The 25,010-nt window shown below is 42.8% G+C and carries 17 protein-coding genes and 1 pseudogene; 9 read left to right on the forward strand and 9 right to left on the reverse strand.

Annotation, left to right across the window (positions count from 1 at the left end):
* Positions 1–8: 8 nt before the first annotated feature.
* Together ACE3JL_RS14220 and ACE3JL_RS14225 are read left to right on the forward strand one after the other, a co-directional pair.
* Positions 9–203 carry a hypothetical protein gene (locus ACE3JL_RS14220; RefSeq protein ID WP_375327759.1) on the forward strand — a complete coding sequence of 65 codons (195 nt, stop codon included), beginning with the start codon at positions 9–11 and terminating at the stop codon, positions 201–203.
* The gene (locus ACE3JL_RS14225) at positions 143–1,912 is read left to right on the forward strand and encodes an HlyD family efflux transporter periplasmic adaptor subunit (protein WP_271990336.1); all 1,770 of its coding nucleotides are present in this window, start codon (positions 143–145) and stop codon (positions 1,910–1,912) included. Before ACE3JL_RS14220 ends, ACE3JL_RS14225 begins: the two co-directional genes overlap by 61 nt.
* Here ACE3JL_RS14225 and hisA read toward each other — a convergent pair.
* Positions 1,909–2,670 (reverse strand): 1-(5-phosphoribosyl)-5-[(5-phosphoribosylamino)methylideneamino]imidazole-4-carboxamide isomerase, encoded by a 762-nt coding sequence (gene hisA, locus ACE3JL_RS14230; protein ID WP_271990333.1) that lies wholly within the window; start codon positions 2,668–2,670, stop codon positions 1,909–1,911. The two genes, ACE3JL_RS14225 and hisA, sit on opposite strands and share 4 nt — an antisense overlap.
* Before the next feature lie 441 nt (positions 2,671–3,111).
* Between hisA and ACE3JL_RS14235 the strand changes: the two genes are divergently transcribed.
* Complete coding sequence (locus ACE3JL_RS14235; protein WP_271990331.1) at positions 3,112–3,393, forward strand: helix-turn-helix transcriptional regulator; 282 nt, start codon at positions 3,112–3,114, stop codon at positions 3,391–3,393.
* Positions 3,377–3,946, forward strand: coding sequence for a biopolymer transporter (locus ACE3JL_RS14240; protein ID WP_271990329.1), 570 nt, complete (start codon positions 3,377–3,379; stop codon positions 3,944–3,946). Before ACE3JL_RS14235 ends, ACE3JL_RS14240 begins: the two co-directional genes overlap by 17 nt.
* Positions 3,947–4,025: 79 nt before the next feature.
* Here the strand turns inward: ACE3JL_RS14240 and ACE3JL_RS14245 are convergent.
* From ACE3JL_RS14245 to pdxA, 6 genes and pseudogenes are all read right to left on the reverse strand, one after another.
* Positions 4,026–4,178: pseudogene (locus tag ACE3JL_RS14245) on the reverse strand (IS5/IS1182 family transposase); the annotation flags it as partial.
* A 226-nt stretch (positions 4,179–4,404) separates the two neighbouring features.
* Positions 4,405–7,821 carry an Eco57I restriction-modification methylase domain-containing protein gene (locus tag ACE3JL_RS14250; protein WP_375327760.1) on the reverse strand — a complete coding sequence of 1,139 codons (3,417 nt, stop codon included), beginning with the start codon at positions 7,819–7,821 and terminating at the stop codon, positions 4,405–4,407.
* Positions 7,822–8,246: 425 nt separating this feature from the next.
* Positions 8,247–11,576, reverse strand: coding sequence for a helicase-related protein (locus ACE3JL_RS14255; RefSeq protein ID WP_375327761.1), 3,330 nt, complete (start codon positions 11,574–11,576; stop codon positions 8,247–8,249).
* A 153-nt stretch (positions 11,577–11,729) separates the two neighbouring features.
* Positions 11,730–13,094 carry an NAD-dependent succinate-semialdehyde dehydrogenase gene (locus ACE3JL_RS14260; protein WP_375327762.1) on the reverse strand — a complete coding sequence of 455 codons (1,365 nt, stop codon included), beginning with the start codon at positions 13,092–13,094 and terminating at the stop codon, positions 11,730–11,732.
* A gap of 31 nt (positions 13,095–13,125) precedes the next feature.
* Positions 13,126–13,311 (reverse strand): hypothetical protein, encoded by a 186-nt coding sequence (locus tag ACE3JL_RS14265; protein ID WP_375327763.1) that lies wholly within the window; start codon positions 13,309–13,311, stop codon positions 13,126–13,128.
* A 235-nt stretch (positions 13,312–13,546) separates the two neighbouring features.
* Complete coding sequence (gene pdxA, locus ACE3JL_RS14270) at positions 13,547–14,563, reverse strand: 4-hydroxythreonine-4-phosphate dehydrogenase PdxA (protein ID WP_375327764.1); 1,017 nt, start codon at positions 14,561–14,563, stop codon at positions 13,547–13,549.
* Between the two features lie 191 nt (positions 14,564–14,754).
* On the opposite strand from pdxA, the gene corA reads away from it, so the two are divergent.
* Entirely contained in the window at positions 14,755–15,912 is a 1,158-nt protein-coding gene (gene corA, locus ACE3JL_RS14275) for a magnesium/cobalt transporter CorA (protein WP_271989424.1), read from the forward strand.
* Positions 15,913–16,516: 604 nt separating this feature from the next.
* Here the strand turns inward: corA and ACE3JL_RS14280 are convergent.
* Together ACE3JL_RS14280 and holA are read right to left on the reverse strand one after the other, a co-directional pair.
* Positions 16,517–18,166: a CHAT domain-containing protein gene (locus ACE3JL_RS14280; protein WP_271988528.1), complete on the reverse strand. Its 1,650-nt coding sequence runs from the start codon at positions 18,164–18,166 to the stop codon at positions 16,517–16,519.
* 72 nt (positions 18,167–18,238) lie between these two features.
* Positions 18,239–19,222, reverse strand: a complete 984-nt coding sequence (holA, locus tag ACE3JL_RS14285) for a DNA polymerase III subunit delta (RefSeq protein ID WP_271988529.1) — start codon at positions 19,220–19,222, stop codon at positions 18,239–18,241.
* Between the two features lie 752 nt (positions 19,223–19,974).
* Between holA and glpX the strand changes: the two genes are divergently transcribed.
* From glpX to ACE3JL_RS14305, 4 genes are all read left to right on the forward strand, one after another.
* Positions 19,975–21,012: a class II fructose-bisphosphatase gene (gene glpX, locus ACE3JL_RS14290; protein WP_002748655.1), complete on the forward strand. Its 1,038-nt coding sequence runs from the start codon at positions 19,975–19,977 to the stop codon at positions 21,010–21,012.
* 184 nt (positions 21,013–21,196) lie between these two features.
* A complete protein-coding gene (locus tag ACE3JL_RS14295) occupies positions 21,197–22,483 on the forward strand; it encodes a glutamyl-tRNA reductase (RefSeq protein ID WP_375327765.1) in 1,287 nt (428 codons plus the stop codon).
* A gap of 330 nt (positions 22,484–22,813) precedes the next feature.
* Positions 22,814–23,992, forward strand: a complete 1,179-nt coding sequence (locus tag ACE3JL_RS14300; protein ID WP_375327766.1) for a DUF262 domain-containing protein — start codon at positions 22,814–22,816, stop codon at positions 23,990–23,992.
* 18 nt (positions 23,993–24,010) lie between these two features.
* Positions 24,011–24,688, forward strand: coding sequence for an MAE_28990/MAE_18760 family HEPN-like nuclease (locus ACE3JL_RS14305; RefSeq protein ID WP_045360306.1), 678 nt, complete (start codon positions 24,011–24,013; stop codon positions 24,686–24,688).
* The last annotated feature ends 322 nt before the right edge of the window (positions 24,689–25,010 follow it).

The following is a 25,010-nucleotide window of genomic DNA, read 5'->3' on the forward strand; positions in this document are numbered from 1 at the left end:
ATAGGGAAATGGGGAAATGGGTAAATGGGGAAGTTTCAACTAATACCCCAAAACCCCAACACCCTACACCCCACACCCCACACCCCACACCCTACACCCACGAAAAACTTTTTCAGCAAACCCTAAATATAGGAGAATCTTCATGGACGGTAATTCTAACAACGGCCACAACGGCAACGGCAAAGGTAAAAGCGATGAACTGACCCAAGCGGGTCAAAACGTGGCCACTACCACGAAAAATAAAAGTATTGCCCCTTCTTTACCCACTTTCAGCCCACCGGAACAATCGGTGATCCTGAAACAATCGCCCATTTGGTCGCGGACGATTATCTGGACATTAATGAGTGTCACCACTGCCGCTTTAATTTGGTCAGCGATTGCCAAAATCGAGCAGGTGGTCGGCGCTCAAGGACAACTTAAACCCCAGGGGAAAGTGCAAGAAGTACAAGCACCGGTGAATGGGGTAGTACAGGAAGTTAAAGTCAAAGACGGCGATCGAGTTAACAAAGGGGATGTACTGGTTTTAATGGATTCCAGTGCCTCGAAAGTGCAGTTAGAATCTTTGAAAAAAATTCGCACCACTGCTGAGAAGGAAAATCAATTCTATCGTCTCTTAATGGCGCAGGATCTGACACCGGCAGCAGTGGAAAGTTCGATCGCTCAATTAAAATTACCGAGTGAAATCGCCGATTTAGCCCGTAATCGTGCCGCTTTGGTGGCAGAAAATCAACTTTATCAAGCACAGGTCAATGAAGGTGCCTCTAGCTCTGCTTTACAAGGAGATGAATTAGCCCGTTTAGAGGCTGCCCGACGGGAGTCCAATTCTCGACAAGCGGCCGCTAGATTGGAAATGGAACAATTAGAAAAACAATTAGCCCAAACCAGGGTACAGTTGGCCGATGCCCGCTCGCAATTAATCAATGATCGCTTCGTCTTAGAAGAAATTAAGACTCGTAATGCCAATGCGATGAAACAGGGCCAAGAAGGCTTGGATATCGAGCGTAATATTCTTAACGATATTGAACCCTTGGGAGAAGAAGGAGCGATCGCCCGTTATCAGATTAATAAACAAAAACAATCGGTAACTGATCGCCAGAATGAATTACAGCAGCAAGAGGCTAACGGCAAAATCGATCGAGAAAAACAAGAGAAAGAAGTACAAACCGGCATCGCCGAAATTTCCCGTTTGGAACAGGAAGAAAAGCGTTATTCCCTGTTGATCTCCCAAGCGCGAGAAAGGCTGATTAACACCACAGTAATCACGGAAAAAGATGTGCGTGATAAAATGGCGGATAATCACAAACGGATCGCTGAAATCGATAGTCAGATCAGTCGCATTATCATTGATAATAACAAGCGCATTGCTGAGTTAGACAGTCAAATTAGTCAAGCACAACAGACGATTAAATATCAAAAAATTACCGCCCCGATCGATGGTGTGGTCTTTGATCTCAAGGCCCGGCCTGGGTTTGTTCCCCAACCAAGTCAAGCGGAAGCATTGTTAAAAATTGTTCCCGATGGCTGTCCCACCCAGATCAAAGATGCCGCTAAAGGTTGTTTAGTGGCAGAGGTGGACGTGACTAACCAAGACATCGGTTTTGTGCGCGTGGGACAAAAAGCCGATATTCGCATTGATTCCTTTTCCTACAGTGAATACGGCGATATTAAGGGAGAAGTAATCTCGATCGGTTCTGATGCTTTACCACCCGACGAAACTCACCGTTTTTATCGGTTCCCTGTCCGGGTAAGCTTGAATAGTCAAGAGTTAGTTTTGAAAGATAAATCCACTCTGCCGCTGCAATCGGGGATGTCCGTGAGTGTTAACATCAAAGTCAATGAAAATCGCACGGTTTTGGGACTATTTACCGATATGTTCAATAAACAGGTGGATACTCTCAAACAAGTCCGTTAGGCGAAAAAATTCGGGGGGACATCTTGCCAACGGCCTGAACCGATCGCGCTAATCGCTTCCGAGAGGTTCACTGCACCAGTATAAAGGGCGCGGCCCACGATTACCCCCGTTACTCCCAAAGGTTCCAAAGATAATAAACTCAGTAGGTCCGTCAGGGAACTAATCCCCCCGGAGGCGATTACGGGAATTTCGACAGATTCGGCTAATTCTCGCAAAGCGGCGAGATTCGGGCCAGAAAGGGTGCCATCTCGATGAATATCAGTGTAGATAATCGTGCTGGCTCCTCTTTTTGCCATATCTTGACCGAGTGCGATCGCATCTACTGTGGAAGTTTCTAACCAACCCCTGGTGGCTACTTTGCCATCGCGAGCATCAATACCGACAATTATTTGCCCTGGAAAGCTTTGACAAAGTTCGCTGACTAATTCGGGCTTTTCTACGGCGACTGTCCCTAAAATCGCCTTTTCTACCCCGATTTTTAGGAGATTATTCACCGTTTCTAGATCTCGCAGTCCACCCCCCACCTGTACGGGAATGGCAATATCATTAAGAATTGTTTCAATAGTTGACAAATTAACCGATTTACCCTCTTTAGCTCCATCCAAATCGACTAAATGCAATCTGGTTGCCCCCTGATTGACCCATTCTCGCGCCACTATTGCGGGATTATCGTTAAAAACCTGCGATTGTTGGTAATCTCCCTGATAAAGTCGCACACATTTGCCATCGAGAATATCAATAGCGGGGATAACTTCCATGTTTTTGTCAATATCTAACTAAAGAGCGTTTTTTATTATATAGTACCAGCCTTGTCAGTTATCAGTTATCAGTTATCAGTTATCAGTTTTGAGTCTGAGAGGGGAACAATTCCTCTCAACGCATTGTCCACAAAGGTTTTAAAGTGTCAGCCATTGCGGGGATCGGGGGGAAAATCCCTGGACTTTTTCCCAGAAAATTAAGTAACTGACTACCTCAAAACTGGTAAAACCCCACACCCCACACCCCACACCCTGCCACCACCGAAAAGCTTTTTGCCGCAAACCCTATGTATTAAGTGTGCATCATCAAATGGCAGTAAAAGTGCTGTCTTTTCAGTGATTACTGTTTACTGTTTACTGATCACTGATTACTGATTATCGATTCCTAGGGGAAAAAATTCTTCTAGAATGATAAGTACATATACGAGAGGAATTATACTCATGTCTGCTGCGAAGTTTCAAACAGCCGCTTCATTATCCGATCGAGAGCTAGAAATACTCGATTTAGTGTCTAATGGTTTAACTAATCAAGAAATCTCGGAAAAGCTAGAGATTAGTAAACGTACCGTTGATAATCATATTAGTAATATCTTGACAAAAACAAAAACCGATAATCGGGTGGAATTGGTGCGTTGGGCATTGCATTGGGGTAAAGTTTGTCTTGATGATATTAATTGTTGTATCCTTCCTTCCCCAGCGCTGACCGATGATCAGGTTTCCTAAACTTCTTCGACTTTTGCTTGCGGTTAATATCATCAGTCTGGGGGGATGTAGTGATGCGGGTTTTGTCACTCCTCCCCAACAGCTTTTAGGAAATACTTTAAATACCCCTTCCTCGGAAGATAATCCCCGTTTTAACTACGATGGTCGTTATCTGGTTTTTGCCTCCGATCGCAGGGGTCAACGAACGATTTATTTATTTGATCGAGTGGCTAATCGTTTAGTTCCCCTACCGGGGTTAAATCAAGCAAAAACCTATCAAGATCAACCGGATATTAGTGCCGATGGTCGTTATATTGTTTATGTGTCGGAACAGTCTGGTAAACCCGATATATATATTTATGATCGACAAACTCTGCAAGCAAAAAATCTCACCGAAAATATTTTAGGAGAAGTGCGTCGTCCGACGATTAGTGGTAACGGTCGTTTTATTGCTTTTGAAAGTAATCGTTTCGGTCAATGGAATCTGGAAATATTCGATCGAGGTGGCGAAATTTCTCCTTCTTTACCCCCGATTAATTCTTTCCCCTCCCGCGAACCGCGGTTTGGTGGGTAAAATGTATTCTAAGATACAGTCCTGCTGGCGAGCGCGTGTAAGGAACCACAGAGACACAATAGATCTCTTGCAAAAGTAATCAAGATATATCCTTTTGTCGGTAACGAAGTTCGTAATTATAGATACCAGCAATCAAATTCAATCTCAGACCAAATCGCAGACGGCGATTTTTGTATCTTGATGAAAGTATCCGAAATATTTTGAGACGACGATGAATATGTTCTATAACTATGCACCGTTGTGATATTTGAACTCTGTTGGCTTTAAAGTTTTTACTTGTTCGTAAGTCATCTTTCAATCTTAACTCTTGGACTATTTTATCCTATTTTGTATAGACTTATGCAAGACTTCTATTCATGAATCAACCCTACCCAAACCCCCAACGAGGGTTTATGGGGTTTTAGTTCAATTTCCCCACTTCCTAATTCATAATTCATAATTCATAATTCATAATTCCCTTAGAGGGTTTGGTAAGCTTTGAGGGTGGCAGTTTTGACGCTTTCGGGGACGAGGGGAAAGGTAGTTAATATATGTTGAAATTCTGTTAGGTTTAATTCATACAAGTGGGCGACTATTGCATCTAATTTCGCTCTAATTGCCATTCTTTCTCCTTCTTCTGTGACTCCATTTTTATGGGAACCTATCCCCACTTCTTTCGCTAATTGCTCAAATTCTTCTGTGGTACAAATCAATTTTGCCGCATTTTCTACTATCTCCTGAAAGTATTTATCTCCTTCTTTTAATCGGGGGATAGGGTTCTGATAAACATAAAAGAATGATAAATGAGATGTAACTTTATCTCGGATACTTCTATCAAAAACAAAACTATTAAAAATGGATAATAGATAACATTTTTCTTTTAAACTTACAGCTACTTGCTTCTCATTTTTTTCTAAACTTATTGTATTGCCACAAAATGAATTAGGAGGTAAAATTGTAGCTATCATAGTTCTAATATCCGTATTTCTAGCAACATCACGAAATCCTAAACGATAGGTTTGATAGTCCAAGATTTGACCTTTATCGACTTCACCGCGTTTTAATAAAGCTTGTCTTGCTTCTTTTTCATCTAACCAGTATTTCGGTAAAGCATACCGATGGGTGAATTGATGAATCATTTTTCCTTCGTAGAGGGGGAGTCTTCCTTCTGCGGGTTCAGTTTTAAATAAATAACTATCATTAGTCATGTGAAATTCTGATGTTAACTTGAGATTCCATGTATCAGGAAGGGTTTCTCCTAGCAGGGGAAAACGAGACATTTTTTCAGCGATATGAATATCTATATCTTGTTTAAATTCCATTACCGAGAGGGAATCGGGGGATAGTTTGCGGATTAAATCGACGCTAATTACTAAACTATCTTTATGGGGAAAACGTTGTAATTCCTCAACATCGTGACGCATAAATTCCACAGGAAAGGAAAGAGTTTGTTTATTTTTCTCAAAAGTTAAGATAGCAATCTTAAAACTTCTATGGACATTTTCAAAAATTTCTTTACGATTTTCAAAACAAAATAATCCTGTCACGTTTGTCTGAGAAAATAACATTTCCCGCAGTTGTTTGGTTCCTAAATCGGTATAAATTCCACTGGGAATAACTATTCCACATTCTCCCCGGGGATGGAGGAGATTAAAACATTGTTCAACAAAAAGCTTATAGAGATTAATATCTGTCCCTTGCTTTTTACCATTAACAATAGAGATTTGATTTTTATATTGTTCCGAGGAACGAAAATAGAGACTAACATGGGGGTATTGACTTTGATATTCTAACCATGCTTGAGCGATTTCGGGATTAGTTAATAGTTTTTTCTGTTCCTTTTCAAACGTCTTGATGTCCATTTTATTTTTAGTCACCAAGTCGCTATGCTGAGAAAAAAATTCTTTCGCTTGGGGTTTAAAGACTTCCCAGGGGGGATTGGTGATAATCACATCAAAACCACCTTTGTCTGTAATCAGTTTATCGAAGTGATAACCCCAGTGGAAGGGTTTCAGGGACTGCATATCAGAGAGAGTTAATAAACGTTTCTTTGCTTTTCCCGTTAATTGTGCGGATTCGTACTTGATTGACAACTTACCGCTAAACTCATCTAAGAGAATTTGGTTTAATTTCTGCACCGATTCGCGGTTGACATCCTCGATGTGATTGCGTAACATCTGGAGACGGTTTTCTTGGGGGGTTCCCTGCACTTCTCCCAACCGAAAAGCGTGTTCTTTGTATAATTCAATACTGCGATTTTTTTCTGCAAGAATTGCCTGATAATTTTGCGCGGTGAGGGTTTGCAGAATATTTTCCTCTCCCATGAGATTAAAACTTTTTTCGTCCACGCGAATTAAACCGATGAGGGAATTTCCCGACATGATATTAAAATCAATATTCGGTAAGGGTTCCAATTCTGTCACCGATTGTGCGGCAGCAACTAAAGCGAGAAATAAACGCAGTTTTGCGATTTCCGTCGCTTCCTCCATGATATCGACACCGTAGAGGTTATCGGAAATAATTCTTTTTTTGATGTAATATCCGAGGGAGGGATGGGATTTTCTTACCTCTGTTAACCACTGTTTTAATTTACTGTCTCCCCGTAGTTCAATTGTCCCAATCACCGCGCTATAAATTGCGATTAATGTCTTCATCGCAGCCACTAAAAAAGCACCGGAACCACAGGCAGGGTCTAAAATAGAAAGCTGGGGAAGAATATCTTCAATCAGAAGCTGACAGAGGGGAGAATCGAGATTGATTAGTAGTTCAGAAATACTGGCAAATTGTTTGCGGGGATAAAGTTGATTGCTTCTCTCGACAATCCATTTATTAATCGTCCTATCACAGAGATATTCGGTAATCTCCGGACGGGTATAGTAAGCACCGAAAGCTTTTTGGTTGATATACTTTTCAAAGATATATCCCAAAACATCCGGGTTAATTTCGTCATCGCTTCCCCCCGGAGTGTCGTCAAGGTTCCAAGAGTAACGGGAGAATAAATCGAGGATATTCTCAAATGCTTGGTCATCAATACAAATGTTTTGATAAAGATTTTCGAGGGGATGTTGGAGAAATAATCCTCCGTTAAGATATTTGACTTTTCCCACCAATGCAGTTACTGTCTCATCTCGTTGGGATTCTGGTTGAGCGAATGCTTGGAAAAAGAGGGTTTGCAGAAACTGACGATAAAATAAATTTTTCCCGCGTCGTTGACTTGCTTGTAATTGGTTTTGCAGATAGTTGAAGTCGTTATCGATAAATCCCTTGCGCTGCAGGAAATAGACGAACATTAAACGATTGAGAATAACGGAAGTGTACCATTTTCGATCGCTTTCTCGATCGATTCCTTGGATAAAGGGGAGGAACTGTAAATGCTCTCGCTGAAATTCCTGATAAAATTTCTTGGTAATCTTTTCGATATCGAAACCTTTTTGTAAGCGATGGGCCACCTCCACCACGGAGGGTTCCCCATCTTCAAAATCGGTGATATCGAGGACTAATTCCGCTAGTTTACCGAGAAATAAATCTCCCGGTTGTCCTTTTATATAAAGATGGTCACGGATATAACTTTTACTTCCCTCTCTTTTTACCCAGTACCATAAACTGCGTGTCCGTCCCCCATCGACGAAAATTAGCAGATTTTCGGCAATTCTTTCGATAACTTGCTGGTGAATTTCCCGACGAAGTTTCGCATCGGGTATATCGGTAGTTGTCACCTCTAATACTGCTACTCCGGACACTTCCGCAATTCGTTGACAGGGATATTCTTGGTTGTCAACGGTGATACTAACAGTTTTTTTTGCGCGAGGATGAGACCATCCCAATTCCTCGATAAACAGTTCCCCAAATTGGAAGTTAGATAATAAGTCACGAGTCCGGGAGAAGTTGAGGGACATATTACACCTCTTGGAAATATCAAAAATTGTTGTTAGGGTTAGGAGTCACGGAGGTCAGGAGAATTAACTACACATATCTAACTACCTTTTGCATGAGTACCTATCCTAACCAAGAAGTGAATTTGGCTGCATCTCACATTTGCAGAAACACCGACAATCAACAATTATCAGTGACTCTTAAATGATGACAAATGTATCAGCAGCTGCCTGTAAGCATCCCACCGAAAAGCTAATGCGCGGGGGGTTTGGGGGCGGCGCCACGCCCCCAACGGGGGGTTTGGGGGTAGAACCCCCCAAAGGCTTGGATTGAGTGGTAAAATCGAAAGTAATGACAAATTTTAGAAGATAGTTTCCCTTTAAAAATCCCATTACTTATAATATAGCAAAAGGTTATATCCCCCTAAATTCCCCTTGATAAGGGGGACTTAAGAAGGTTGAAATAGACCCAAGGAACAAATAATCTGAGGTTCTTGGGTGGATTCTTGTGGGTGAAGAATACAGAGATCGTTATCTTTATATAAAGATACCAGTAAGTCTGCCAATTGTCGGTTACTGATGCCGGTTCTTAAACCACGATTTAAGCGATCGAGAGCCGACTGTCTAAGGGGATAATGATACAATTGGTCGAGAGCCTTGCATAAATCCTCATGAGCAAACAGATCATCCTTACTATCTTGAGAATACCTTTTTAAGCGCTCGTAGGTCTTAAATTTTGCTCCCGTCAATCGTCCCAATTTAGATCCGGAGTTGTTTTCCTCCTCCGCAATTAATTCTGTACCTTTTTGTACTAACTGATGGTGTTGGGGATGGGGGGGAATGGCCGGGGTTTGGGGATGACAGGCAGCAGACCGTAAAATAGCTAATTGGGATTGAGTGACACTATTTCCCTGCTTATCCATCCATGCTAAAGCATCATTTCCCCCAGCAGTTTTTAGATAAACCATGACTCCCTCTGGATGGGTTGCTGTCCCACTATGGCAACGGGTAGAATAAACCACCGGCGGCAGAGTCTCTATGGTATGTTTTAAATTAGGGTCAACTTCGATCGCATTTTTCCAAATTTGATACGCTTCCGAGGTTAAATCCACTTCTTGATCCTCCTCCTCATCGATAACCTCAGATTTTTCATGATACAGATCTAATAAAGTCTGGTTATCCATCTCCTCCTCAAAAAATACCTCATCGGTCCCCACCACCTCAGCATTCTCTCGCAGTCTTTGAGATAGTCTCGTCCGCAGTTTAATAATTCTCTCCACTCCCTCCGCAGGTAAAAAGGAATAACAGAGAATCTGACTTGCTTTTTGACCGATTCTATCTACCCTTCCGGCCCGTTGAATGAGGCGAATAATTGCCCAGGGTAGGTCATAATTAACGATAATGGCACAATCCTGTAAATTTAACCCTTCACTCAAAATATCCGTCGCGACTAGGACTCGTATTTCTTCCCCCACTTGCTGAGAATTACTGCGGGGACTAAAACGATGAACCATTTCCGCAGGATTAGCAGAGTTTCCCGTCACTCCCGCAATCTTATCCACTCCCCGATTTTGCAACTGAGTGACCAAATAACTGACTGTATCGGCAAATTGGCTAAAAATTAACACCTTTTCTCTGGGATGATTCTCTTCTAACAGCTGCCATAACTTCTCTAGCTTTTCGTCGGTTTCCGGCTGCCAAGTCCCACAGGTGTGCAATAACGCTATTAAAATCAAAGCATCGGATTTTAGGTCTTTTTTCAACGCGGGTTCAAACACCTCGGGGTTAATCCACTGAAAGCGCTTGCGATAATCACCGCTATACTTTTGATACACTTGTTCGGCTCTTTTTTGATACTCTTTTTCTAACCCGGTTATCCCCCCAGTCTCCTCGGTTTCTATACTTTCATCTTCTCCCTGAGTGACTAAATCCTCATCCAGATAACGAGTGTCTAACAAAGCTGGATCCTGACTCCCGATGGGAAGGGGTAAATTATTGGCCATAGCATGAAGGAAAATATAGTTACGGAGAATATGACGGTCAAGGGATTGCAGGAAAGCATACCCTCCACTCTCCAAACGTTTAAATAAATTCGTCCGACAAAAACCCATTAATCTTTTACCCGCACGGGATAGACTTTTTAAGATGGTTTCTTCCTCTGCTGTCCCTTTGCATCCTTTAATTAGATAATTTCCCAATCCGTAACGGGGTAACTTCAATCCGTTGAGAGTTATCACCACTGCTTCCGAATATAAACGCGCATAAACCGAGTCTTGTAGGTCAAACTTGATTGTCTTTAGTTGTCGTTGGGGAAGATAAACCCTCGACCCATCAGCAAATTTTAGATACCGACGACCCTGTTCGTCTTCTGTAGCATAATTATTTTCGATAAAACCGCGAGTCCGTCTAATCATATAGAGACGCATTAAGTCTCTCCAGTCGTCGGGAGAGTCACTTTTTTCAAAGGCTGCTAGGGACCTAACCGGAGATTGGTATCTGCGATTAAATTCGATTTCTCCTCCCAGAGATTCTAGTAGTCTTTCGGGACGAATTCCGAGATTAGTATCCTCTTGAATGAATAAACGCAGTTGATTGGACAGGTCAAGATAGTTTTTATTGTAGGGAGTCGCAGTTAAGAGAATACAGCGACTTTCATTGGTGTTAATGTACTCCTGTATCACCCGATAACGTTTACCCTCCCGATTGCGTAGGTTATGACTTTCATCGATAATTACTACCCGATAGCGCCGCAGATTGGGTAACTCCTGCATAACCTGACTTAAGGGGATAATTTTCGCTCTTAATTTGTATTTATAGCTGTAATCCTCCCACATGGTTAGAAGATTTTTCGGACAAATAATTAAGATTTCTAAATCGTAGTCTTCCTGCAAAATATATGCTAGAATGGAAGCGATGCGCGTTTTTCCTAACCCCACCACGTCGCCAATTAAGACCCCACCGCGTTTTTGCACATAACGAGCGGCAATTTTAATGGCCGATTTCTGAAAATCTAGTAAGTCTTGGTCAAACTGTCGGGGAATTTTGTATTCCGCTAAACCGGCTCTCGCTTCAAAGGAAAGATGGTAAGCTATTTTTAAATAGATATGATAGGGAGGAATCAGACTTTCCCGGGCCCAACTTTGGTTAATCACCTTGACAATATCCTCGGATATATCCCAACACCAAGCATCGAACCAACGATCATTAAACCACTTTTGTAATTTGGCACAAGCATCGTGATCAAGGACATCAATATTTAATTCTCCCTGCTGTTGTAATCCCGCAAAAGTTAGATTACTACTACCCAAAAATCCCACCGTTGGATTATTGACATCCTGTCGATGAATAAGGTATAATTTAGCATGGAGATTATAGCCCAAAAATAAGCGAATTACTAGCTTTCCCGATTGAATTTGTTTGGCCAAACGTTGCAAAGCTTCCTGATCTCGATTGCTAGGATTCCCCCAAGTTAATTGCTGGCAAAAATCCTGAACAATTTGTTTTTTTAAACGAGCAAAAGTAGCCTTATCTATATTATTCGATCTGTTCAATAAAGACAGGGATTGCTGTAGTAATTCCTGGGGTGCTTTCTGCATACCAATCAGCAGACGACAACAGGACAAATCACCCCCGAGAAAGTGATCAATATAGGTATCTATGGACTGCCAACCGCGCAAATTAAAATAACCCACGCAAAAATCAGCGCGTTGGGCTGCTAATAAACTTTCGCGTAAAATTGGCAATAAATGGGACTCAATATTATCAATAATACGCGGCATATTTTTAATCCGTAGGGTGCGCTCTTCGATAGTGTAAACTAGCGATAATTATGGTGAGTAATTTTGGTTATGGTGGTGGGTTCGATCCCCCCTTAATCCCCCCTTGATAAGGGGGGGGGTTGATAGTTTTTAACACCTAACTACTTAACTGAATTACTTAATCCAAACAGTTTTAACGTTGACAAATTCGCGAATACCTTCCACACTTAATTCCCGTCCAAAACCAGAACGTTTAATCCCCCCAAAGGGTAAACGAGGATCGGATTTAACCATACCGTTAATAAACACACAACCGGCCTCAATCTCGGTAATTAAACGCTCAATTTCTGCGGGGTTATTCGTCCAGGCACTAGAACCCAAACCAAAGGGACTATCATTAGCTAAAGCGATCGCTTCCTCGATATTTTTGACTCGAAATAGTAAAGCCACTGGTCCAAAAAATTCCTCTTTTTCCCCCGGAGAACCAGCAGGAATATCGGTTAAAATCGTCGGTAGATAGAAGTTACCTTTTCCCTCTAAACGTTGACCCCCCACAAGGACTTTACCACCCATAGCGACGGTTTTTTCCACTTGGGCGGCAATTTCCGAGACGATCGATACCGTGGCCAAGGGACCAATATCAACAGTTTCATCAAGGGGATCACCAACTTTTAAAGCTTGAAATTTAGCCACTAATAACTGTTCAAATTGATCGGCGACAGTTTCCATAACAATAAACCGTTTAGCAGCGATACAAGTCTGACCATTATTTAACAATCTTGCCGTCACTGCCGTAGCCGCTGCCGCCTCGATATCGGCACTATCTAAAACGATAAAAGGATCACTACCTCCCAACTCCAAAACCACCTTTTTGATCTGTTTTCCAGCGGCAGCTGCTAAACTAATCCCCGCCGGTTCACTACCGGTTAAAGTGGCGGCTTTTACCCGTTCATCGTTAATTAAATCACTAACGCGATCGGCCCCGATCAAAAGAGTTTGAAAAGCGCCTTTAGGAAAACCAGCTTCTAATAAAATTCTTTCCACCGCTAAAGCTGATTGGGGGACGTTAGAAGCGTGTTTGAGTAGGCCGACATTTCCCGCCATTAAAGCGGGAGCAGCAAAGCGAAATACTTGCCATAAAGGGAAATTCCAGGGCATAACCGCTAAAATCACCCCTAACGGTTGATAACGGACAAAACTGCGACTAGCATCGGTGGCAATCAGCACATCTTCCAGATAACTGGCGGCATTATCAGCATAAAAACGACAAACCAAGGCACATTTGAGGACTTCTGCGATCGCTGATTTGATTGGTTTCCCCATTTCTAAAGTCATGGTTTTAGCCAATGCTACTTGATCCCGTTCCAAAATATCCGCCGCTTGCCGTAACCACTGTCCCCGTTCACTGATGGCGGTGCGGCGATACTGCTGAAAAGTTGTCTCAGCTAGGGCCAATTTCGCCGCCAATTCCTCCGAGGTTAGAGGGGTAAAAGTCTTGAGAATTTCTCCCGTGGCAGGGTTAACTGAAGCGATACCCATATCCAATTGTCTCCTATCGAGGGCTATATCTCTAGTTTAGTTCTCCGGTTGTCCCGCTGCTCACACCAATTTGGCAATCGGGATTAGGAGTCAGGAGATAGGTGATAGGGTGATAGGGTTTTGGGGTGATAGGGTTTTGGGGTGATAGGGTGATGAGACAGCTTCCCCACTTCCCACTTCCCACTTCCCACTTCCCACTTCCCACTTCATAATTCATAATTCATAATTCATAATTCATATATAGCGGTTCTCGCATCTGTGCGGCACAATTAAACCTTTGCTTATTAAGCTGTTCAGGATCGGGAATGTACCTCTTGTGAATCAGAAACGCTATAGTCATTTCAGATAAGTCTGATACAGTCTAGACCGACAAAATCCTTATGAACTCTGGGATTGATATTCTCAATCTTAATTGAAATGACTATAATTCTCATCTCCCTAACCCCCAACAGCTAAAACCGATCTATACGGCGCTGCTGACACAATTCGATCGCTAATTGGATCGCCGCTTGCATACTCTGGGCCCTAGCGATGCCAAGACCGGCGATATCAAATGCCGTCCCGTGGTCTGGAGAGGTGCGAACAAAAGGTAAACCGATGGTAGTATTAACAGCACAGTCAAAAGCCATTAATTTGACGGGAATTAGACCCTGATCGTGGTATAATGCCAGATATGCGTCGGCGGTTTGCCCTGCACCGCTAAACCAAGCGCGTCCCGGTTCCACCCAAAGCGTATCGGGGGGGACAAGGCCGATTAATTGGGTTTGCGGGTATTGCTGACCCATTGACTCTAGCCAAGGCTGTAACCAGTCCTTTTCTTCCCTTCCCAGTTTTCCCGCTTCGCCACTGTGGGGATTAAGGCCGGATATGGCGATTTTGGGGCGATCGATGCCGAAATCTAGCTTTAAAGACTCGATTAATAGGTCTAGTTTTCGGGTCATCAGATCGGGGTTAAGAGCATCAGGAACTTCTCGCAGGGGGATGTGGGTAGTGGCGAGGAGAGTGCGTAAGTTATAGCCACTGTGAGGGGATTTAGCGACGAATAGCATCCCATAACGGTTAATTCCCGCCATGGTAGCTAAAACCTCCGTTTGACCGGGGAAATCATAACCGGCCAACTGCCAACAGGATTTAGCAATTGGACCGGTGACAATACCATCAAATTCGCCCTTGAGGGTGCGTTTTATGGCTTCTTGCAGGTAAAGAAAGCTAATTTCACCACTGTGGGCATCCCCACGCCCGCAAACGATTTTTTCTTGATTGTAGGGCAAATCGATCAGAGAAAAGCGATCGAGAAGATGGGGATCGTGATAGGCTTTTTCGAGAAGCGTTCTTGTCCCGATTAGAGTAATCTGACAAATAGACGAGATTGGGGAATCGGCGATCGCTTTTAACACCACTTCAGGGCCGATTCCGGCGGGATCACCGACGGGGATAACTAGACGGGGAATAAAAGAGGCGGATTCCATAAATTTTGGCCGTCAATATTGCTAATTCTCCCGATTAATCTCATCGTTGATAATTATCAGGAGGGAATCAATCAGTAAACAATTTTCAGTTTACTGTAATCCCATGGCGATAGATAGTAACTTTAGGCAAATTAAATTTTTTAACTTTTCTGTTTTCTTATTGCCCAAATTAGCCAGATTGTTGTAAGCTTATGACCCAACTACAACCCGATATATTCGTTAACAACCGTCCTGATACCGATGGAGACGAGGAAGAAGACTACTTCGATTATTTTTATGATGAACCGGGTAGTGAACCGGGGACATTAATTATCGAACCAGATGCCAAACCCTCGCGGATTATTTTAATCGACTACGATGAAGATAACGCCATTCGCAAGGTGGATATTACCCCCAATGCTTGCGCCCCCTATATTGGCACAAATACCGTGTCTTGGATGGATATTCAAGGGTTAGGGAGTGAGACGGTTTTAAAACAAGTAGGGGAAATTTTTAATCTGCATCCTTTATTATTAGAAGATGTGGTTAATGTGCCGCAGCGTCCCAAGTTAGAAGATTATAACAATCAATTGTTAGTGATTTCTCAGATGGTGCGACTGAAAGAAGATGAAAGCGGTTTTGATACAGAACAGGTGAGTTTTGTCTTAGGAAAACGCTATCTTTTAAGTTTTCAAGAGGAGGAATTACAGGACTGTTTTGAGATAGTTAGAGATCGAATTCGCACTTCCCAGGGACGAGTACGGAAATCGGGAGCGGATTATTTAACCTATTTATTATTAGATACGATTATCGATGGTTATTTTCCCGTGGTAGAACACTACGAAGATCGGATTGAGGCTTTGGAAGATATGATCATTAGTGATCCCGATCGAGATACAATGCAGGAAATCTATGATGTCCGTCGGGAATTATTAGCACTGCGGCGCTTAATTTGGCCGATGCGAAATGTTCTACATTTACTGATGCGTGACCATCATGGTATAGTCAGTGATGAGGTACAAATTTATTTTCGGGATTCCTACGATCACGTCATTCAAATTCTGGAAATTATCGAAGCTTATCGAGAATTAGCGGCGAGTTTGATGGATGTTTATATGTCCACTATGGGCAATAAATTAAACGAAATTATGAAGTTTTTAACCGTAATTTCGACGATTTTTATTCCCTTAACTTTTATCGTTGGTGTCTATGGCATGAACTTCGAGAATATGCCAGAATTAAAAGGAGAATGGAGTTATTTCCTTGTCTGGTTAGTCATGTTAGCCGTAGCGGGGGGCTTGATTTTTTACTTCTGGCGCAAAGGTTGGTTTAAACCAATTTATTCCCTGAAAGAGGAAGCAAAAACTTAGTTAACGAAGGCGGTCGACAGGAGACAGGTTTTGGGGTTTTAGGGTTTTAGTTCAATTTCCCCACTTCCCCACCTCCCCATTTCATAATTCATAATTCATAATTCCCACTCCCCCATCTCCCCATTTCTCCAATTCATAATTCATAATTCATAATTCCCACTCCCCCATCTCCCTATCACCCCAATTCATAATTCATAATTCATAATTCCCACTCCCCCACCTCCCCAATTCATAATTCATAATTCATAATTCCCACTCCCCCATCTCCCCAATTCATAATGGGAGCATCTCACTTACGCGATGAGTAATTATACTTAGCCTAAAAGCCACTCTTAATCGTGTCTTGGAACGAAATAGAGGCTTTTAAAGACCGCGTACATGGAGAATTAAAACAAGAATTACCCTCGAAAAGCCTATTTTTCTACTAAGTATTTATGCTTATTGCAAAGGTGAGATGCTCCCATTCATAATTCATAATTCATAATTCTCACTCCCCCACCTCCCCAATTCATAATTCATAATTCATAATTCATAATTCCCACTCCCCCATCTCCCCATCTCCCCACACCCCACCCCGACGACAAACTTTTTCGACAAACCCTAATTATTCCACCACAAATTCGAGGATTTGTCCTTGGTGACTGCCGAAGCGAATCTGTAAACCGGACTCTAGGGGAACTTCTTGGTTATGAACCTGTTTCCAGTGGCCATCTTGATAGATAAAAGTACCAAAACGGGAGAAATCTTCGAGAAAGTATTGATAGTCTGGATAATCGGCATTTTTACGGCAAATTATCCGACAATGGTTTTTACTAACCCATTTTTCAGCAATCTGTAGATCATTTTCCATGTCCCGTCCTATATTCATGGCACCACCACGGATTGACCATTTTCTTTCGGGACGATCAAGATAGTATAAGAAAGCGGCGGGCATGATTCCGGAGATGCTGGGCATAACCGTCGGTAATTGAGTCTCATCAAAGGTTTGCAGCAATTGTCCGTCGAATTCTGGGTGCATATAGAGGATCGGCAAAGTCCAAGCGGGTTGATTGTACTTGTAGAGGGTTAATAATTGCTGCCTAGCGATACGAACGGCCTCATCGATAGGGACTCCTGGACTGGGAAACAACTTGGACATCTGCGCTTCTTTGTCTTTGAATCCGAAGAGGGTGCGGGTAAAAACTTCTATAAAACTCAAGGCCTCTCGATCAGCGATCGCATCTCGCATGGCCAAAACTGCGGGAACGCCATGGTGAATCAAGACTTCCGCTAGACTACTGCGGGGGATCATCCCCTGACCGGATTTAGCGGGATAAGCCCCCCAACAGGCATTAAAAACCGTTAAAATAACCTGATTTCTCACCAAAACTTGGGCTAACTCCGTCCCGTTTAGCTGTTCCCCTGGCCGCAGAAATAGGGAACCGCCATTGGGGGCAGCGATTCCGTGGCCGGCGTAGAAAAAAGCTTGATATTTGCCCTTATCCAAGGCCTTAGTCAGTTCTTCGGCTCCTGGTCGAATTAGGGTATCGACTTTGACTTTCACTCCCCAATTCTGGAGGGAACCACTGGGGGAGATGGCCCGGATAATATTGGCGGCCTCGGATTCCAGTGTCTGGTCAGGGTTAGTTTCTCCACCCGTATTAATGGCGGTGAGGTTGAGGGAACTAGCGGCGGGTTTAATCTGTTTTTCGCCAATAACTAAGAGAATATTGAGACTATTACTTGGTTTTATCGGTTGCAGTGGCTCCACATCGCTGGTGGTGCGGCTAAAGAGTATATTCGGATGCAGAGATATGGCCTGTTTACCGGATTGCTGCATAATTTCCCAGGGCAGCAGAATTAGATAGGGATTGCGACATTCCAAGCGAATTCGCAGGGGCTGATTTTTGCCAAGGGCGATTCCCTGACTTTGGGCGAAACTTTGACCAATTGATGCTTGAAATAACCATTGCCAGAGACTAATACCTAGTTTCTGCATCAATTGACCGCCATAACTGTCGCCTTCTCCCGCAAGAGTCAGTTGAGGTCGAGAATTTGCTTCTAATTGCTCTAACATGGGCAAGGTCGGCATTTTTTGCAGACAGAATATTTCCTGCCATGCCATCCATTCCGTGGCGAGACTCTCGGTCCATTCACAGTCATGATGCACATACCCCCCCGGTAGGGGTGCTTTCGTCACCCAACGGGCGAAATTATTACTCGTGGCTAAACTAGCGATGACTAAATTTAGACTAGGGATGGCATCATCGGTCATTTTGTGGTTATTGAGAAGTTTGAAGTCTATAGAATCTTATTCTAGAGGATTTCTGAAAGACAAGAAAGAGTCTTAAGTCACCAATAAACAACAAAGTTCGATAATTTTGGTTTGCAAAGTTGCCAAAGGTTCTGCACCCCGCTTGAGACGGTATTCTAATTCGAGAAGTATGGGCAAGGTGGCCAGAAGTTGCTTAGAAGAAAAAGATTGTATCTCTTTGCGAATGAAATACAGTCGCTTGGGATTGGCAATTTCGGCGGCGGCGGCGATATTTTTGTCGTCTTTTTCTCCTTCTTCAATTTTTAATTTCACTATTGCCCAAGTGCGAAATTGACCCACTAGGGTGGCGGTGATACCCAAGGGGTTCTCGTTACGATTTAATAATTCATTAACTAATTCGAGGGCTTTGCCTGTCTCCCGTTTTAAAATAGCACTGGCTAACTGTAGGCTGCTTTGATTGCTGGCGTTGACTAGGCTTAAAATGTCCTTTTTGTCAATAGTTACTGCCGAATTATTTTTAAATAAACGCAGTTTTTCTAACTCCATCCACAGTAAGCGGCTGTTATTTCCCACCGCTTCTGCTAAGAGTTCGATCGCATCGGGAGTTAATTTTACTCCCACTTCTTTGGCAATTTCCCTAACTCTTTGGGCAATTTCCTCGACTTTCCAAGGCGGAATTAGTTCAAATTCTCTAACCTCTGCCTGATTTTGGATAAACTTGCTCGATTTTAAGCGGGAGTCGGGTTTTTTGGCACTGGTTAATAACAGATAGGAATTTTCGGGTAAATTGGGCAAAGTGCGCTGTAATTCCTTGAAAATATCCTCGGAACATTGTTGACAAATAACCGTATCGGCTAACCAAACTAAACGATTTCCCAGTCCGAAAACTGGAGTCATTGCTTGATTGAGTCCCTCGATAATTGCCTCATTGCGATCGCCATTAATTTTGTCATAATTAAACTGTATCCAATGGGGATCGAGAAGTTTTGCCTGTAGATTTTTCACCGCTTGGTTAATAGCAAATTCATCTTCTCCCCAATAAAATATTGTCGGCATAATTTTCTACTGATCAGCTAAGACGCATTTTAACCGCCTATCCTTGGGGTGAACTGAATCTTCCTCGATCTCTTTACTGTTGCCTGTTGCCGAACGGCTGCAGTCTCACGGCCAAAGCATTTTGCCCCATCTCAACCAGCAATTTCGCTCTCCCAAGTTTGGTGGGTAAAATGTATTCTAAGATACAGTCTTGCGGGCGAGGGAGTAGAAGGAACCACAGAGACACAGAAGACACAAAGATTGATCGCCACTATATAAGTTAAACTTATCACACAAAGTCGAGAAGAGCCGCAATTTAGATGCGCAGGCAGCTTATCAACGGCTTTTCTTTGTCACAGAATTGACATCTGGCTGTTATATTCCTGACAAATGAGAGTTATATGCTCAAGTTAATCCAGCAAAGGAATAAATCATTTCCCCTAACCCAGCTTTCCTCAAGCTTCCCACACAGGGTCTAGGGGAACTTTATTTTTCTAAGCCAAGACGTATTTAAATAGCTGATTCTTAGATAAGCACTGACAACAGGGGTAAGAAGCTCCCTTCATGCGATCGCCAGCAAAAATAAGTGATTAAAGTCTCCATAACCGAGATGGATGTGATAGTGTTGGCAAAAACTCCCTCGCTATACCAGTCCCCCGCAGATGATCTACATAAAAACTTAAGAATGATCCCCGTCTGGTGATAGACTTTTGACTGTTAAGGAAAAAAACTCACTAGATAAATCATAGATCAGCTGTAGGGAGGATCATCGAGTGGAAAGTACGCTAGGGTTAGAAATTATCGAAGTGGTCGAACAGGCTGCCATTGCCTCCTCGAAGTGGATGGGTAAAGGTGAAAAAAATATCGCCGATCACGTCGCTGTGGAAGCGATGCGCGAACGGATGAATAAAATCCATATGCGCGGTCGCATCGTTATTGGAGAAGGGGAAAGAGACGAAGCTCCCATGCTCTATATTGGCGAAGAAGTGGGTATCTGTACCCAAGTTGATGCCAAACAATATTGTAATCCCGATGAATTAGTCGAAATCGATATCGCCGTCGATCCCTGCGAAGGCACTAACTTGGTTGCCTACGGTCAAAATGGTTCTATGGCCGTGTTAGCGATCTCCGAAAAAGGTGGATTATTCGCCGCTCCTGACTTTTATATGAAAAAATTAGCCGCTCCCCCAGCAGCTAAAGGTCATGTGGATATTAATAAATCGGCGACGGAAAACCTGAAAGTTCTTTCCGATTGTCTCAATCGTTCCATCGAAGAACTGGTGGTAGTAGTTATGGATCGTCCCCGTCACAAGGAATTAATCCAAGAAATCCGCAACGCTGGGGCCAGAGTTCGTCTGATCAGCGATGGTGACGTATCGGCCGCTATTTCCTGCGCTTTTTCGGGAACTAATATTCATGCTCTCATGGGTATCGGTGCCGCTCCGGAAGGGGTAATCTCAGCGGCGGCTATGCGTTGTCTGGGGGGTCACTTCCAGGGACAATTAATCTATGATCCCGAAGTGGTCAAAACCGGTTTAATCGGTGAAAGTCGCGAGGGTAATATTGCTCGTCTGCAAGAAATGGGGATCACCAATCCTGATCGTGTTTACGGTTGCGAAGAATTAGCCAGTGGTGAAACCGTCCTCTTTGCCGCCTGTGGGATCACCCCCGGCACCCTGATGGAAGGGGTACGCTTCTTCCACGGTGGCGCTCGTACCCAAAGCTTGGTTATCTCCACCCAATCGAAAACCGCTCGCTTTGTCGATACCGTTCACCTGTTCGACCAACCCAAATACATTCAACTGAGATAATTCTCTGACGCGGTGGGGTGAGCATGGCTCACCTCGCCCCCATTGGTAAAAATATATAAAGTTTTTTTTCAAACATCTTTTATTTGCATCCCGATTGGGACTAAATTGCAACAATTAGAGACATAACGCACTGATCTTTATCAATAATTTTTGTAGCCTGAGCAACATTTGTAGGAGAACATAAATGAATATTGCTGTAGTGGGCTTGAGTCACAAGACAGCCCCGGTGGAAATTCGCGAAAAATTGAGTATCCCGGAAGCGAAAATCGAGTCCGCTCTTACCCACCTCAAGGGTTATCCCCACATCCAAGAGGTGGCTATTATCAGCACCTGTAACCGTTTGGAGATCTACGCCGTGGTTACGGATACGGAAAAGGGCGTAGTGGAAATTACCCAGTTTCTCGCTGAAATCGGGCATATTCCCCTTAATGTCCTGCGTCGTTATCTGTTTACCCTACTGCATCAGGATGCTGTCCGTCATCTGCTCCGGGTATCCGCCGGTTTAGAAAGTCTTGTCCTCGGGGAAGGGCAAATTCTCGCTCAAGTTAAAAATACCCATAAATTAGCCCAAAAGTACAATACTATTAGCCAATTACTCGATCGCCTGTTTAAACAAGCGATGACTGCCGGTAAGCGCGTCCGCACGGAAACCAGCATCGGCACGGGAGCCGTATCGATCAGTTCGGCGGCGGTGGAGTTAGCCCATGCTAAGGTGACAGACCTCAGCAGCAAAAAAATCGCTATTATCGGGGCAGGGAAAATGTCCCGATTATTAGTTACGCACCTTCTGGCTAAGGGTTCTCAGCAAATTGCGATCGTCAATCGCTCCCAAAGACGAGCCGAGGAGTTAGCCCGTGAATTTCCTAACCTACCGTTGCAACTATATGGCTTAGAAGAGATGATGGCTACGGTAGCGGCATCGGATATCGTCTTCACCAGTACAGGAGCCACGGAACCAATTTTAACTAAAAATTTATTGACAGAAGTGACGATTGCTGCTAGCTCGCTGATGTTAATCGATATTTCCGTTCCCCGCAACGTCCACACCGACGTGAAGGAATTGGCACAAGTGCAAGCTTTCAACGTCGATGATCTCAAGGCGGTGGTGGCCGCCAATCAGGAAAGTCGCCGTCAGATGGCCAGGGAAGCAGAGGCACTCCTAGAGCAGGAAGTGGAAGCTTTCGAGCTTTGGTGGCGTTCTTTGGACACTGTACCGACAATTAGCTGTTTAAGAAGCAAAATTGAAGATATTCGCGAACAGGAATTAGAAAAGGCCCTCTCCCGTCTGGGGACGGAATTCGCCGAAAAACACCAAGAAGTTATCGAAGCAATGACCCGCGGTATCGTTAATAAAATCCTTCACGAACCCATGGTACAACTGCGCGCCCAACAGGATATCGAAGCGCGTAAGCGCTGTTTACAATCCCTGCAAATGCTCTTTAATCTCAGTGTCGGAGAAGAATATAGTTAGGGGCCGACAATTGACAAAAATTAAGGGCGATTCTATGGGTCTGTTAAGATGATTTTGAGGGATTGGGGGCGGATAATTTTGCCCGATTCCCCTATCCACAATTTCAAGATTGACAGACCACTAGACGTTTGGCTGTAGAAATGCGGTAATTATGCCCAAATTGAGGGGGTGTTAAAGCGATGGAAGTAGGACAGAGGAGGGTGTGGGACCGCAGGGAGCGGTATAATTGATAGTTAGGCTGTTAAAAACTGAGTTCTCTCTTTCACAGATTTGTCATCAATCCCATTGTTAGCTTGTTATACTTGGAAAAGCATACTAAGCCTGAGTAATATGGAAAACCTTGCAGAAAAAGTAGCCTTAGCAGAAAAAGTAGCCGAACTCGAAAAAGCAGTCTCAGATGAGAGAAAAAGGCTGTCGTCTGATAGACTTGACATTTCTTTTGGGGAGTTGATCAGCCTATACAAAAATAATGAATTAATAATTAGACCAGAGTATCAGAGATTATTCCGATGGTCAGAAGCACAAAAAACTGCACTTATAGAATCAATTCTACTCTCGATTCCAATTCCTCCAATATTTGTGGCCGAGGATAAAAACGGTGTATGGGAATTAGTCGATGGATTGCAACGTGTTTCTACTTTCATAAGTTTTTTTGGTGAACTAAAAGGTAGTGGATGGACAATTGACGATCAAGAAGATATAGACAGATCAGGAGTCGAAGAAGAAGAAATTGATGAGGAAAGCGGGGAAGAAACTGGAGGGATACAAACTATCAATAAATGGACTTTGCAAGAAGGAGGATTGGTCAAAAGCTTGCAAGGCTTTAATATTGATAATCTTCCAACAAATCTAAAAATAAACTTGAAAAGGGCTGTTTGTAGAGTTGAAATTTTGAGAGGAGAAAGTAGCACTTCCATGAAGTATGAGTTGTTTAAACGACTCAACTCTGGAGGTTCAAAATTAACTCCACAAGAGATAAGAAATGCAATTTATCGAGGGGTTAATCCCAGGCTTAACGAGCTTTTACTAAAAGTTAGTCAAAGCACAGTTTTCAAATCTCTTACTCAATTAAGTAGTGGCAAACTTAATGAATTATATGATCAAGAATTAGTTCTTAGGTTTTTTGCTTTCTACAAAAATGCTGAAAATGTTAATGAAAATATGGAGAAGTTTTTAAACGATTTTATGGAGGAAACTGTTCAGGACGCTAGTTTTAAATATGATGTTTATGAATCTCTCATCATGAGAGTTTTAGAGTTAATTTACCAAATAGAAGACAAAAAGATATTTAGAAACGAGAGAAACTTTTTTGTTCCAGCTTATTTTGAGGGGATATTAATCGGAGTTGCTCAAAATATCGAGACGTATGCTGAAGACCTTGAACTTTTGAAATCAAAGATAACACAATTAAAAAGTGACAACGACTTCAAAAGATATTCTGGGACCGCTTCTAATAGTAGAAGTCGGATTAGAAATCGTCTTAAAAGAGTAGATGAAATTTTTAAATAATAAACTTAGCAATAGACTATGGATGATTTTGATAGGGCATTGCAAGAGATTATTGAAGAGAGAATATCTGTTCTTTTCGAAATTGAGAGAGCAATTTTTACGAGAAGGTACTCTCTATCTTCAAAGCATCAAGACATTTTCTCAACTCAATCAATATCGATGATTTATTCTTTATGGGAAAGCTTTATCCAAAAATCTTTCAACCTCTATATTGATGAACTTAATAATGTTGGCAGAGATCTTCATGATTTTTGCGATGAAATAGTTATTCACCACATGGAAAACTCCTTTAAACAGTTCAAGGAATATCCTACAAATGACAATAGAAAAGTAAGGTTTTTTGCTTCACTTAAAGAGTTTCACGCTGGGGATAGCTGCACTTTTTCAAGAGTTGTTAATACCGAGAGTAATGTTGGTTTCAACGTCTTAAACAAATTACTCAAAAGCTTTGCACTTGAAAAGTTTCCAGAACATTGGAAGGATTATGCACATCCGAATCCTAATTTAAAGGAATCCTTAGAGTTATTTCTGCGGTTACGCAATGCTGTAGCTCATGGAGGTGATTTAGCACCAGAGGATAGGATTAGCCAGGAATTATATACCAGATTTAAGAAGTTGGTGACAGATTTGATGTACGAAATCCGATTGAAAATGTTGTATGGTCTTAAACATAAAACATTCTTAAAGTTGCAGTAGCGTATTGTAACAAATAGCAGGTAATAGTAATTAACCTCAGTTCGGGATAAGCTAAAACCCTGATGCTACCGTAGCCTGAAACTCCTATTCTTTCGTGGAAGCTATGGCAAAATTCCCTTAAACCGAACTGGCGTTAATTAGCTGTAGCTGTAGGGTGCGTTCCCTGATGCAAGTCCTACTGCTCCACCAATAGATTTTTGGGAACGCACCATGCTCATTCATTGAAGCTGTGAGTCTAAGAGTGCGATGTCGAAGCCACGGCCTAACAGTACGTCAATTAGAAGTGGGACAGAGGAGGGTGCGGAACCGCAGGGAACGATAT

Source organism: Microcystis sp. BLCC-F210 (assembly GCF_042134685.1).
GTDB classification, from domain to species: domain Bacteria; phylum Cyanobacteriota; class Cyanobacteriia; order Cyanobacteriales; family Microcystaceae; genus Microcystis; species Microcystis aeruginosa_D.